At 61.4% G+C, this 14,307-nt stretch carries 9 protein-coding genes; all 9 read left to right on the forward strand.

The features are described from left to right. Positions 1 to 12 precede the first annotated feature (12 nt). The 9 genes from carA (at position 13) to ileS (ending at position 14,307) form a co-directional block, all read left to right on the forward strand. Positions 13 to 1,242 (forward strand): glutamine-hydrolyzing carbamoyl-phosphate synthase small subunit, encoded by a 1,230-nt coding sequence (carA, locus tag FHX76_RS02925; RefSeq protein ID WP_167147680.1) that lies wholly within the window; start codon positions 13 to 15, stop codon positions 1,240 to 1,242. After that, entirely contained in the window at positions 1,242 to 4,523 is a 3,282-nt protein-coding gene (gene carB, locus FHX76_RS02930) for a carbamoyl-phosphate synthase large subunit (protein WP_167147684.1), read from the forward strand. The genes carA and carB overlap by 1 nt, the downstream gene beginning before the upstream one ends. Positions 4,524 to 4,525: 2 nt before the next feature. Continuing rightward, positions 4,526 to 5,428: an orotidine-5'-phosphate decarboxylase gene (gene pyrF / locus FHX76_RS02935; RefSeq protein ID WP_341777840.1), complete on the forward strand. Its 903-nt coding sequence runs from the start codon at positions 4,526 to 4,528 to the stop codon at positions 5,426 to 5,428. Continuing rightward, positions 5,428 to 6,336: a guanylate kinase gene (gene gmk / locus FHX76_RS02940; protein ID WP_167147687.1), complete on the forward strand. Its 909-nt coding sequence runs from the start codon at positions 5,428 to 5,430 to the stop codon at positions 6,334 to 6,336. The genes pyrF and gmk overlap by 1 nt, the downstream gene beginning before the upstream one ends. Positions 6,337 to 6,351: 15 nt before the next feature. Then, a complete protein-coding gene (gene rpoZ / locus FHX76_RS02945; protein ID WP_167147690.1) occupies positions 6,352 to 6,606 on the forward strand; it encodes a DNA-directed RNA polymerase subunit omega in 255 nt (84 codons plus the stop codon). 182 nt (positions 6,607 to 6,788) lie between these two features. Beyond that, positions 6,789 to 7,988 (forward strand): methionine adenosyltransferase, encoded by a 1,200-nt coding sequence (gene metK, locus FHX76_RS02950; RefSeq protein ID WP_167147692.1) that lies wholly within the window; start codon positions 6,789 to 6,791, stop codon positions 7,986 to 7,988. Between the two features lie 3 nt (positions 7,989 to 7,991). Further along, positions 7,992 to 10,094, forward strand: a complete 2,103-nt coding sequence (locus tag FHX76_RS02955; RefSeq protein WP_208402418.1) for a primosomal protein N' family DNA-binding protein — start codon at positions 7,992 to 7,994, stop codon at positions 10,092 to 10,094. A gap of 126 nt (positions 10,095 to 10,220) precedes the next feature. Beyond that, on the forward strand, positions 10,221 to 10,745 hold the full coding sequence (locus FHX76_RS02960) for an NUDIX hydrolase (protein ID WP_341777841.1): 525 nt from the start codon (positions 10,221 to 10,223) through the stop codon (positions 10,743 to 10,745). A gap of 313 nt (positions 10,746 to 11,058) precedes the next feature. Continuing rightward, the gene (gene ileS, locus FHX76_RS02965; RefSeq protein WP_167147696.1) at positions 11,059 to 14,307 is read left to right on the forward strand and encodes an isoleucine--tRNA ligase; all 3,249 of its coding nucleotides are present in this window, start codon (positions 11,059 to 11,061) and stop codon (positions 14,305 to 14,307) included.

The raw sequence follows: 14,307 nt of genomic DNA on the forward strand, positions 1-14,307 counted from the left end.
CAGGAGGCATCGGTGAGTTTCACCACTGCAGCACAACCCGCGGTTCTCGTTCTCGAGGATGGCCGCCGCTTTGCGGGATCCGCATACGGCGCAACGGGCCAGACCCTCGGGGAGGTCGTGTTTTCGACCGGAATGACCGGCTACCAAGAGACGCTGACCGACCCGTCATATGCCGGGCAGATCGTCATGATGACGGCACCACACATTGGCAACACCGGTATGAACGACGAAGACATGGAGTCGCGTCAGATTTGGGTCAACGGCTTTGTTGTGCGCGACCCCGCACGCAAGGTGTCAAACTTCCGTGCAGAGCGCAGCCTTGACGACGATCTTGTCGCCAATAACGTTGTTGGTATCAGCGGCATCGATACGCGAGCCGTAACGCGTCACATCCGCGCCGCCGGTGCGATGCGCGCCGGAATTTTCTCCGGAGCAGATGCTGCGCTGAGCGACGATGAGCAGCTTGCGATCGTCCAGACCGGTGCGGACATGAAGGGCCTGAACCTCTCGACCGTTGTGTCAACCCCTGAGGCGTACACCATGCCTGCCGAGGGCGAGTTTGTTGGCAAGATGGCCGTGCTCGACCTCGGTGTGAAGCGCGCAACCCTCAACTACCTCACGCAGCACGGCTTCGAACTGCACGTCATGCCGGCATCCAGCACGGCCGACGACATCCGCGCAATTGGCGCTGACGCCCTGTTTTACTCAAACGGACCGGGTGACCCCGCCGCATCCGACGACCACGTCAACCTGCTGCGCACACTGCTCAAAGAAGGCATGCCGTACTTCGGTATCTGCTTCGGCAACCAGCTGCTCGGCCGCGCGCTTGGCTTCGACACCTATAAGCTGCCGTTTGGTCACCGCGGCATCAACCAGCCGGTCTGGGACAAGGTCAAGGGCCGCGTTGAGATCACGGCGCAGAACCACGGCTTTGCGGTGGATGCCCCAATTGAGGGCATCGTCGAGTCGCCAGCTGGCCTCGGCCGCGTTGAGGTCAGCCACTACAGCCTGAACGACAACGTTGTTGAGGGCCTCCGTTGCCTCGACCTGCCGGCCTTCTCTGTCCAGTACCACCCAGAGGCCGCTGCCGGACCACACGACGCCTTTTACCTCTTCGACCGCTTCCGTGAACTGCTCCGCAGCGGGGCGCTCACCCAAGAGGCATCGCCGGAACAGACGGCACACGTTATGACCAAGACTTCTGTAGCAAACACGCCCGCAGCAAACGGAGAAAGCAAGTAATGCCAAAGCGCACTGACATCAAGTCCGTCCTCGTGATCGGCTCTGGGCCGATCGTTATCGGTCAGGCCTGCGAGTTTGACTACTCCGGAACACAAGCGTGCCGCGTGCTGCGAGAAGAGGGCGTTCGCGTCATCCTCGTCAACTCGAACCCGGCCACGATTATGACCGACCCAGACTTCGCCGACGCGACGTATATCGAGCCGATCACCTCAGAGGTTATCGAGACGATCATTGCGAAGGAGAAGCCCGACGCCATCCTGCCAACACTTGGCGGACAGACCGCGCTCAACGCGGCAATGGAGCTGCACGAGCAGGGCATCCTCGAGAAGTACAACGTCGAGCTCATCGGAGCCAACGTCGACGCCATCAAAAAGGGCGAAGACCGCCAGTTGTTCAAGGACCTCGTGATCGCAGCAGGGGCCGGCGTTGCCAAGTCTTACATTGCGCACACGGTCGAGGAATGCCTCGAATACGCGGAAGACCTCGGATACCCGCTCGTCGTTCGTCCATCGTTCACCATGGGCGGCCTCGGTTCAGGCTTTGCGTACACTCCAGAAGAGCTTCGGCGCATCGCCGGCGACGGCCTGCACTACAGCCCAACCACCGAGGTGCTGCTTGAGGAATCCATCCTCGGTTGGAAAGAGTATGAGCTTGAGCTCATGCGCGACACCTCTGATAACACGGTTGTGGTCTGTTCGATCGAGAACGTTGACCCCGTCGGCGTGCACACCGGTGACTCGATCACGGTTGCGCCCGCTCTGACTCTCACCGACCGCGAGTTCCAGAAGATGCGCGACATCGGCATCGACATCATCCGCGCGGTTGGCGTTGACACCGGTGGGTGTAACGTGCAGTTTGCGATCGACCCTGCGGATGGCCGCATCATCGTTATTGAGATGAACCCGCGTGTATCGCGTTCGTCGGCGCTCGCGTCGAAGGCCACCGGCTTCCCGATCGCCAAGATCGCCGCCAAACTGGCAATCGGCTACCGCCTCGACGAGATCCCCAATGACATCACCCAGGTGACGCCGGCAAGCTTCGAGCCGACCCTCGACTACGTCGTGGTCAAGGTTCCCCGCTTCGCGTTTGAGAAGTTCCCTGCCGCCGACCCAACTCTGACGACCACCATGAAGTCGGTTGGCGAGGTTATGGCCATTGGTCGTAACTATGCGACTGCGCTGCAGAAGGCGCTCCGCTCGCTTGAGAAGAAGGGTTCCTCGTTCCACTGGGGTGCCGAATCGCGCACCGCTGAGCAGCTGCTCGAAGAGAGCAAGACCCCAACCGACGGCCGGATTGTGCTCCTGCAGCAGGCGCTTCGCTTCGGCGCGACGCCAGAGCAGGCCTTCGAGGCGACCAAGATCGACCCGTGGTTCATCGACCAGATGGTGCTCATCAACGAGGTCGCCGACGAGGTCGCCGCCTCAGAGGAGCTCAGCTACGACCTGCTTGAGTACGCCAAGAACCACGGCTTCTCGGATGCCCAGATCGCCGAGCTGCGCAACGTTGCCGAAAGCGACATCCGCGCCATCCGCCACAACCTTGGTCTTCGCCCGGTATTCAAAACGGTTGACACGTGTGCGGGGGAGTTCCCAGCCCTGACGCCGTATCACTACTCGAGCTACGACCAAGAGACCGAGGTGACGCCGAGCGAAGGTCGCAAGGTCATCATCCTCGGCTCAGGGCCAAACCGCATTGGTCAGGGCGTTGAGTTTGACTACTCGTGTGTCCACGCCTCGTTTGCCCTTTCGGCTGCCGGGTTTGAGACCATCATGATCAACTGCAACCCCGAGACGGTTTCGACTGACTACGACACGTCAGACCGCCTTTACTTCGAGCCGCTCACGCTCGAAGACGTGCTTGAGATTATCCATGCAGAGAGCAAGAGCGGCGAGATCGTTGGCGTCATCGTGCAGCTTGGTGGACAGACGGCGCTTGGCCTTGCCAAGGGGCTGAAGGCCGCAGGCATCCCAATTCTGGGCACCACGCCTGAGGCGATCGACCTTGCCGAAGAGCGTGGCCTGTTCTCGAACATCCTTGATGAGGCTGGCTTGATCGCCCCTCGCAACGGAATGGCGTACGACTTTGCCGGTGCCCAGCGCATCGCCCTCGAAATTGGCTACCCCGTTCTTGTGCGCCCGTCGTACGTACTGGGCGGACGCGGCATGGAGATTATCTACGACCCAGCGTCACTTGAAGACTACTTCGTGCGCATCGCCGACCAGGGCATCGTGAGCCAGAGCAGCCCGTTGCTTGTTGACCACTTCCTTGACGACGCCATCGAGATTGACGTTGACGCCCTCTACGACGGTGAGCAACTCTACATTGGTGGCGTTATGGAGCACATCGAAGAGGCGGGTGTCCACTCGGGTGACTCGAGCTGCACCCTTCCTCCCGTCACGCTCGGACACGACCAGATTAACCAGGTTCGCGAGGCGACGCTGTCCATCGCGAAGGGCGTTGGCGTGCACGGGCTGCTCAACGTGCAGTTCGCTATCGGCCAGGGCATCCTGTACGTACTCGAGGCAAACCCGCGCGCGAGCCGCACGGTTCCCTTCGTTTCGAAGGCTCTTGGTATTCCGCTGGCAAAGGCCGCCTCACGCATCATGGTAGGCGAGACCATTGCTTCGCTCATCGAAGAAGGCCTCCTGCCAGAGCGCGACGGATCCCGTGCGCCGCTTGATGCGCCCGTTTCGGTGAAGGAGGCCGTGCTCCCGTTCAAGCGCTTCCGCACCCGCGAGGGCCTCATTGTTGACTCGCTGCTCGGACCTGAGATGCGCTCGACCGGTGAGGTCATGGGCATCGACCGCGACTTCCCTCGCGCCTTTGCCAAGAGCCAGGCTGCTGCCTACGGCGGACTGCCCCTGACCGGTTCAGTATTCGTTTCGGTTGCTGACCGCGATAAGCGTGCGGTTGTGCTTCCAGCCCTCCGTCTTCAGGAGCTTGGCTTTGAGCTGCTCGCGACCTCCGGCACCGCAGTAGTACTTGCCCGCAACGGCATTACCGCGCGCACCGTCAAGAAGTTCTCGCAGGCTGGCGACGAGCCATCGGTTGTTGACCTCATCAATAATGGCGAGGTAGACATCGTTATCAACACGCCGAGCGGTCGTTCAGCGCGTGCGGACGGATACGAAATTCGCGCCGCTGCTGTCGCCGCAGACAAGCCGCTGTTCACCACGATTGCCGAGCTTACGGCCGCAGTAGCGTCGTTCTCAGCTGTCCGTGACGGGTTCGAGGTGACGTCGCTGCAGGAATACGCTGCAGCACGTGAGGCGGCGAAGTAATCGTGACCACAGTCCCCTCGTTTGGTGCACGACTGAGCTCTGTCATTGGCAAGCACGGTCGGCTGTGTGTTGGCATCGACCCCCATTCCCACTTGCTTGCGGGATGGGGGCTGCCGGACACGGCGGCCGGTGCGCGCGACTTTAGCCTCAGGGTTATTGACGCGTGCGTTGATCAGGTCGCGGCGATCAAGCCACAGATTGCGTTCTATGAGCGCTTCGGCTCCGCCGGGTACGTTGTGCTTGAGGAAATCATCGCGGCTGCGCGCCAGCGAGGGCTCCTCGTGATCGCTGACGTGAAGCGTGGCGATATTGGCACGAGTGTGCAGGCGTATGCAGACGCGTGGCTTCGGCCAGGCAGCACGCTTGAATCCGATGCCATGACCATTTCAGCGTTCCAGGGATTCGGCTCGCTCGTCGAGCCGTTGAACTACACGACCACGGCCGGTAAGGGCCTGTTTCTCCTTGCCGCTACCTCAAACCCTGAGGCCCGCGACATCCAGCAGGCCAGGCTCAACGGTGGGTACAACCCCTCGGTTGCCGCGAGCATTGTTGCCGAGGTGCAGCAGTGGAACAGCGACCACCGACGCGACGCCCTTGTTGGTGTTGACCGCAACGGCCCGAGCGTTGGTGTTGTTGGTTCGGTCGGCGTGGTGCTTGGTGCCACGCTCAACCTTGAGCACTACGACATTAACGTCAATCTCAACCGCAATCCGCTCATGCCCGTTTTGGCACCTGGGTTTGGTGCTCAGGGGGCGAAGCTTACCGATGCGAACCGGATCTTTGGCAGCATGACTGCAGCCACACTCGTCAGCGAATCCCGAAGCGTTCTGAACGCCGGCCCAATGGGCATCGTCCAGGCGGTCAGGGAACGCGCCGACGAGGTTCGCAGGGAGGTGACTGCGTGATGAGCGCCGCCAAGTCTTCCGCAATGCCTGAGGTTGATCGCATTGCGGCCAATAAGGCAGCGATTGCAGCACGGCAGGCACGGGCCGCGCTGAAGGCTCAGCTCCGTGATGGTGTGCTGAGCCCCGAGGATGCGCTGACACTGTCTACCGATCCGTCGAGCGCTGCCCACACGCTGCGGGTCACCGATTTTCTGCTCTGCCTTCCTGCCGTTGGCGTCGCGAAGATGCCGCGCATCCTTGAGCAACTCGAGATCTCAGACAAAAAACGTCTCGGGGGGCTTGGTGTGCATCAGCGAAAACGACTTGAGCAGTATCTGCGTTCGCGCCTCGCGACCAAGGGTACAAAGAAGGATGCCCGTCCCCGGCTTACGGTCCTCGCCGGCCCAACCGCGGTTGGTAAGGGCACGGTCGCGACGTATATTCGGGAACACTATCCCGAGATCGCACTCTCGGTTTCGGCCACAACGCGCGCGCCCAGGCCAGGAGAGGTTGAGGGAAAGCACTACTATTTTGTGACCGACGCTGAATTTGATCGCATGATCGCAGAGGGCGAGTTGCTTGAGTACGCGACCGTACACAACGCCTACCGCTATGGCACGCCGCGTGGCCCGATTGAAGAATCGTCGCGCCGTGGCCGCCCTGTGCTCCTCGAGATCGATTTGCAGGGGGCGCGACAGGTTCGAGACGCAATGCCAGATGCGAGACTTGTGTTCCTTGCGCCACCGAGCTGGGACGAACTGGTCAGCCGACTTGTTGGTCGCGGTACGGAATCCGCCGAAGAGCAGGAACGCCGGTTGACCACTGCGAAAGTTGAACTTGCCTCGCAAAATGAATTTGATCACGTCGTAATTAACGACACGGTGGAGCGCGCGGCCGAAAGCGTCGTACACTTGATGAAGCAACTATAGGAGTATTGGAAAACTATGCCAAACGCACAAGGAATTATTGACCCACCCATCGACGAGCTGCTCGCGAAGGTTGAGTCAAAGTACGCCCTCGTGATTTTCGCCTCGAAGCGTGCCCGTCAGATCAACGATTACTACGCAGATCTGCACGAGGGAAGCCTTCTCGACAACGTCGGCCCACTCGTCGACTCCACGGTCGAAGACAAGCCGCTTTCCGTTGCCCTGCACGAAATCGGCGAGAACAAGCTCCACCTTCGTTCAGCGGCTAACTAGTCAGTCGCCACAAAACGAACTGCTAGCGGATCGCTATTTGCAGTGACACACTTCGACACGGTTCCGGGGTTGACTCGGTGAGTGTCGGTAGCACCGGCCATTATGTATGTAGTGGCCGGTGCTGGCGTTTGTCCAGGCATCGGTCCACCATTTTGAGAAGCTACTAACGTGAGGAAGCCCCGATGAGCCAGCTTCGGCTATTCACATCAGAGTCAGTGACCGAGGGTCACCCCGACAAAATCTGCGACCAGATCTCCGACAGCATCCTCGATGCCATGCTCGAACAAGATCCCGCTGCCAGAGTCGCGGTCGAAACCATGGTGACGACCGGGCTTGTTCACGTTGCTGGCGAGGTCACGACATCCAGCTATGTCGAGATCCCGCAGATTGTTCGCGGCGTTGTCAACGACATCGGGTACACCTCATCCAGCATCGGCTTCGACGGCGACTCATGCGGAATCTCCGTCTCGATTGGTGCGCAGTCACCAGACATCGCTGGGGGAGTCAACCTCTCTCTTGAGGCCCGCAATGGCGAAGATAACGACGCGTTGAGCTCTCAGGGCGCCGGTGACCAGGGCATCATGTTCGGATACGCCACTGTTGAGACTCCCGAGTTCCACCCAATGGCGAGCTGGCTCGCGCATCGCATGGCTGAGCAGCTTTCCGAGGCCCGCAAGAGTGGCCTGCTGCCGTTCCTCCGCCCCGACGGTAAGACTCAGGTGACAGTCGGATACGAGGGCGACCGTCCGGTGTCTGTCGAATCCATTGTGCTCTCAACGCAGCACTCGGCCGATATTGAGCAGGCTGCGCTCGCCCAGCAGGTTGAGCAGCACGTTATCCGTCCTGTGCTCGACCGGGTAGATCTTCGCTCAGACAACCCCGACATTTTTATCAACCCGGCCGGCCCCTTTGTTATTGGCGGTCCGCAGGGTGATGCAGGGCTTACCGGCCGCAAAATCATCATCGACACGTATGGCGGCGCAAGCCGACACGGCGGCGGCGCGTTCAGCGGTAAAGACCCGTCAAAAGTCGACCGTTCCGCCGCCTACGCCCTGCGGTGGGTAGCAAAGAATGCCGTGGCCGCCGGCCTCGCCGACCGTCTTGAGATTCAAGTTGCCTACGCTATCGGCAAGGCGCATCCCGTAGGGCTTTACGTCGAGAGTTTTGGCACCGCGCATGTAGACGAGCGCACCATCGAGAGCGCGATTCGCGAGGTCTTTGACCTCCGCCCGCTCGCAATTATCCGAGACCTCGACCTGCTCCGACCCATCTACGCAAAGACAGCGGCTTACGGTCACTTCGGCCGCGAGCTTCCCGAGTTCACCTGGGAACGCACCGACCGTGTAGCCGAACTGCAGAGCGCCGCCGGAATTACCGGGTAGACATTGAACACCGGTCCCGTCGCGAGGGTGCTGCTCGACTCGGCGCTTCCGCAACTCGATCACCTGTTTGACTACGCGGTGCCCGAGGCCCTGCGCGATGCCGTTGCCGTTGGACAGCGCGTCAAAGTCCCGTTTCGTTCGGCTACCCGCAATGTCGGCGGGTACATCATTGAGCTTGCCGACACCGCCGAGTTTGTTGGCGAACTGAGTCCGCTCGCCGAGCTCGTCAGCGAAGTACCGGTCCTGACCCCTGATATTTGGGACCTGGCGCGGACGCTCGCCGATCGTGCCGCCGGGAGCGCAGGGGACATCATCCGCTTGGCGATCCCGCCGAGACAGGTTCGGGTCGAAAAACAGTACTTGGCAAAGCGGGCGGCTGAACACGACGAGACCCCGAGCGTGTCACAGGATGCGTTGCGAGGTAAACCGTCCGCTGCGCAGGGTTCAACCAGCGCCGATCCAGACACGCCGTGGGGGCCCCCAACTGACGCATCCGAAACGGACAACGCCGCGGCGTCGGCGGGCATCGGTACCGACACGCATTTTGTGGGCAGGTATCACTCGTCCCTAGCATCCCTTGGCCAGCAGCCGGCACGCTTGGCGCTTGGCATCGTGCCTGAACCCGCGCGGCTGTCCAGCGGTGAATGGGTTGGCAACTGGGCCGCAACTCTCGCCGAAACGGCATCGATACTGCTCGCCGAAGGCAAGAGCAGCATTCTGGTGCTTCCCGATTATCGGGATCTTGACCAAGCCATGTCTGCACTCCAGACGATGGTTCCGTCCGAACACATCGTGCGTGTTGACGCAAAGCAAACGAATCCTGAGCGATACCGCTCGTTCTTGAGCCTCCTCGAATCCACGCCGCGCGTGATTGTTGGCAACCGCTCGGCAGTGTATGCCCCAGCGCATAATCTTGGCGCGATCATGATGTGGGACGACGGAGACTCGTTGCACGATGAGCCGCTGAGCCCATATGTTCATGCGCGCGATGCGGCGCTGGTGCGGGCCCAACAATCGGCGGCGAGCCTGGTGTTTGCCGGGCATACCCGCACGACAGAGGTGCAGCGGCTTGTTGAGCTTGGTTATGTTGCCGAGTGTATGCCGCTCAAGCGGCCTCAGCCGCGCGTGATCTTGAGCAGTCAGACGGTGGATGCCGACGGGCTTGCCTCCCTCGCCCGCATTCCAACTATCGCGTGGCTTAAGGCTAAGGAGGCATCGACGCAGGGTCCAGTACTGATCCAGGTCGCCCGGCCTGGCTATGCTCCCGTGCTTGCCTGTGCGGAATGCCGTCAGGCCGCGCGCTGCACGCACTGTGCTGGCCCACTCGGAGTTCGCCGCGCCGGCGAGACACCACGATGCGGCTGGTGTGCCGCCCTTGCACAGAACTGGCGCTGCAGCAACTGTAATTCGGCCCTGTTTCGGTTGGTCGGCAAAGGTGCTGGCCGCACCGCAGAGGAACTTGAGAAGGCCTTTCCCGGCGTGCGAGTGTTGGTCTCTGACGGTGAGACAATCCGGCAATCGGTGGATTCGAGACCTGCCATTGTTGTCGCGACGCGCGGTGCCGAGCCGCTTGCCGCAGGGGGCTATGCGGCCGTCATTCTGCTTGACGGTGAAGGCATGCTTTCTCGAGAAAGCCTGCGGGCCGGCGAAGAAGCCCTCCGGATCTGGTCGAATGCCGTTGCCCTTGCTGCGCCTGGTGCCCCGTGCGTACTTGTTGGCGTGTCCGGCCCGCTCGGGAATGCCGTGGCGCACTGGGATCACGCATCTTTTGTTGCTGCCGAGCTAGCCGATCGGCGACTCCTTCGTTTTCCACCTGCTGTTCGTATCGCAACGGTCACCGGTCCTCGCGCGGCGGTCGAGCAGGCCGTTGCCTCGGTGATCCAACCACCCGTTATTGACGCGCTTGGGCCAACTGCCGAAGCTGACGGCTCAGTCAGGTCCATCGTGCGTTTTGACTATCGGCATGGCGATGAGGTCGCGAGCGGCTTGCGGTCGGAACTCATCAAGGCGGCCATTAAGAATCGTCGCCCTCGGAAAGCCGGTGCAGTTGGTGCGCCCGCAGTCCCGCTGTTGCGACTACGGTTTGATGACGCCGATATTCGATAGGGCAGGGCACAACCCGTCTCGGTCGATCCGTTGACGCCTCTTCCGCGCGACCTGGTTGAGGCAGTTGGTTTCGAACTGTGGCGATCGCCCTGACGGCGTTCGAACCAGAGGGCGTAGGGTGAAGGGGTGACCTCATCAGCGAATACCTCTCTCCCGATTCCGGATGACCGCGGCTCGTACCCGGTGCGTGATAGTGGAGACGCGTGGGTGACGGGGCCAGACGGCTCGAAGTTCTGGGGCCGTTACGGTGCTGCGGGGCTGCTGGTTCACGACCCGAAGAAGGGCGTCCTGCTGCAACACCGGGTTGAGTGGAGTCATTTTGGCGGCACGTGGGGCATCCCCGGCGGGGCGCGGCACGAAGGCGAATCCGCCGCCGACGGCGCGATCCGCGAGGCTCATGAAGAAGCCGGGGTTCCAGAAGATCAGCTTCGTGTCCTGTTCACAACGACGCTTGATCTTGGTTTTTGGTCGTATGTGACGGTTGTTGCCGAGGTGACGGAACCGTTTGACGCGGTTGCGGGGGATGCCGAGAGCCTTGAACTGCGTTGGGTTCCGTTGGATGAGGTTGCATCGCTTCCGTTGCATCCGAAGTTTGGCGAGAGCTGGCCGACGCTTCGCGACCGGTTGCGCGCAGAGACCTCATCCGAGTAGCTTTTCGGTTTCATCGCGACACGATGGCAGTGGCGCGCAAAAGTCCCTGCAAACGCACAGCGTCGCGTGACAGCGCGGTTCGCACAAAGCCTGGCACTGCGGGTACTATTAACGCAGCAACTGTGAACCGGCCATCACCGGGGAGTTTTTGGAAGAACGGCCGTCGCGAGAGGGCTCAGTAGAACCAAACGGGTCTGGCCCGTCATAGCCAATGAATAAGCGGCACGGGCGTGAGCGTGTGCAAGCGGGGTGGTACCGCGATAACCGGTGAGACGGGTTGTCGTCCTCGTGTGACACACGACCAGGAGCGAATATGTCCTACCCAAAGTCCCGCGATAACGAACCCAAAGACAACAACGATGGCGCTGCGTTCGGTGTGAAGCCGTCACCCAGTTTCCCGCGCATCGAAGAGGGCATTCTCTCGTTCTGGGAGCAGGACGACACGTTCCAGGAGTCGATCCGCCAGCGCGAGGGCGCCCCTGAGTGGGTCTTTTACGACGGACCCCCCTTTGCCAACGGTCTGCCGCACTATGGGCACTTGCTGACCGGCTATGCAAAGGACCTCTTCCCCCGGTACCAAACGATGCGTGGCAAGCAGGTTCACCGCCGATTTGGCTGGGACACGCACGGCCTTCCCGCCGAGCTTGAGGCGATGAAGCAGCTTGGCATCACCGAGAAGAGCGAGATTGAGGCGATGGGTATCGCCGAGTTCAACGCGGCGGCCAGGGCATCCGTTCTTGAATACACCGAAGACTGGCGCAAATATGTCACCCGCCAGGCACGCTGGGTTGACTTCGACAACGACTATAAGACGCTCGACATCACGTTTATGGAGTCGGTGATCTGGGCGTTTAAGCAGCTGCACGAGAAGGGCCTCGCCTACGAGGGCTACCGCGTGCTGCCATATTGCTGGCGCGACGAAACACCGCTGAGCAACCACGAGCTGCGCATGGATGACGACGTCTACAAGATGCGCCAGGACCAGACCGTCACGGTCACCTTTCCGCTGATCGGAGCGAAGGCCGACGAGCTTGGTCTCGCGGGTGTGAATGCGCTTGCCTGGACGACCACGCCGTGGACGCTGCCAACGAACCTTGCGCTGGCCGTTGGCCCGGCCATCCAGTACGCGGTGGTTCCAGATGCCGCGGGGGAGTCCGAGTACCTGCTCGCCGCCGATCTGGTTGGCAATTACGCACGTGAACTTGGCTACGAGGATGCCGCTGCCGCATCGTCCGCGATCACCCGCACCATCGCCGGTGCTGAGCTCGGCGGCCTTGAGTACAAACGCCTCTGGGACTTCTACGCCGACGCCGAGACGTACGGCACCGAGAACGCCTGGCGTTTTTTGGTCGCTGACTACGTCACGGCCTCCGACGGAACCGGTATCGTGCACCAGGCTCCCGCCTATGGTGAGGATGACCAGAAGATCTGTGAGGCCAACGGCATCCCCGTTATCATCTCGGTTGACGATGGTGGCAAGTTCTTGAGCGTTGTTGAGCCCGTTGCCGGCCTGCAGGTCTTTGACGCCAATAAGCCACTCACTCAGGACCTCAAGGCGATGGGTCGACTGTTCCGCCAGGCGAGTTTTGAGCACTCCTACCCGCACTGCTGGCGCTGCCGCAACCCGCTCATCTATAAGGCCGTTTCGAGCTGGTTTGTTCGGGTAACCGATTTCCGCGACGACATGGAAGAACTGAACCAGCAGATCAACTGGGTGCCAGAGAACGTCAAGGACGGCCAGTTTGGCAAGTGGCTTGCCGGGGCCCGCGACTGGTCGATCAGCCGCAACCGCTACTGGGGTTCGCCAATCCCCGTGTGGAAGAGCGACAACCCTGACTACCCTCGCATCGACGTCTACGGCTCGCTGGATGAGCTCGAGCGAGACTTCGGCGTGCGCCCAACCGACCTGCACCGCCCGTACATCGACGAGCTGACCCGCCCAAACCCCGACGACCCAACCGGTCAGTCCACCATGCGCCGCATCGAGGACGTGCTTGACGTCTGGTTCGATTCGGGATCGATGCCCTTCGCCCAGAACCACGTACCGTTTGAAAACGCGGAATGGTTCGACAGCCACGCGCCGGCCGACTTCATCGTTGAGTACATCGGGCAAACCCGCGGCTGGTTTTACATGCTGCACATCCTCTCGACGGCCCTGTTCAACCGCCCCGCATTTAAAAACGTGATCAGCCACGGCATCGTGCTCGGCAGCGACGGGCAAAAGATGTCGAAGTCGCTTCGCAATTATCCTGACGTCAACGAGGTCTTTGACCGCGATGGTTCGGATGCCATGCGCTGGTTCCTCATGTCGAGCCCCGTGCTGCGCGGCGGCAACCTCATCGTGACCGAGGAGGCCATTCGCGAGGGTGTTCGCCAGTTCATCCTTCCGCTGTGGAACAGCTGGTACTTCTTTAGCCTGTATGCCAACGCCGACGGCTACGAGGCCAAGTGGAGCGTTGACTCGACCGACGTGCTTGACCGCTACATCCTTGCCAAGCTGCGCAAGCTGATCGAGGAGGTCACCGCCGACCTCGACGCCCTTGACAGCACGGTTGCCGCATCGCGACTTCGCGACTTTGCCGAGGTACTCACCAACTGGTTCGTGCGCCGCTCGCGCGATCGTTTCTGGGTCGGGGTCAAGGATGAGCCGTCAAACGCCCAGGCCTTCGACACCCTGTACACGGTGCTTGAGACACTCACCCGCATTGCCGCACCGTTCATCCCGCTCATTGGCGAGGAGATCTGGCAGGGACTCACCGGCGGTCGCTCGGTGCACCTCACCGATTGGCCAGAGGCCGATGCGTTCCCTGCCGACGACGCGCTTGTTGAGACCATGGACCTCGTCCGCTCAGTTACGTCGACCGCGCTCTCGCTGCGCAAGTCAAACGGACTCCGCGTTCGCCTGCCGCTTGCGGAGCTCACCGTCGTTGTGCCTAACTCCGAGGCGCTTGCCGACTTCGCGCTCATTATTGCTGAGGAACTCAACGTCAAGCGGGTCACGCTTGTTGAGCGAGAAGAAGACAGCGCCGAGCGCTACGGCATCCGACGCCAGCTCACGGTGAATGCTCGCGCGGCGGGCCCCCGACTTGGCAAGAACGTTCAGGTTGCCATCAAGGGCGCCAAATCTGGCGACTGGTCTGTTGAGGGCGACACCGTCATTGCTGGTGGACTGCCACTCGAGCCCGCAGAGTACGAACTCACGCTCAGCATTGGTGACGGTGCCGGCGATTCCGACACGGCGCTTGCGTTGTTGCCAGGCGACGGCTTTGTGCTGCTCGACACCAATATCACTCCAGAACTTGGCGCGGAGGGACTCGCCCGCGACGTTGTTCGCGCCGTGCAGGATGCCCGCAAGGCAGCGGGCCTTGACGTGAGCGACCGCATCCAACTTGCGCTCCAGCTCGACGAGGCTGGTGCGGATGCCGTGCGTACCCACGCCGACCTCGTGAGCAGCGAGACACTTGCGACGGGCTTCGAGGTGAGCGCAGGCGCCGCTGAATCCGAAACGACCGTTGGCGACGGTTCGCCGCTCGTCATTACCCTTTCGAAGGTTGAGGCATAG

Source organism: Lysinibacter cavernae (genome assembly GCF_011758565.1).
Lineage (GTDB): Bacteria > Actinomycetota > Actinomycetes > Actinomycetales > Microbacteriaceae > Lysinibacter > Lysinibacter cavernae.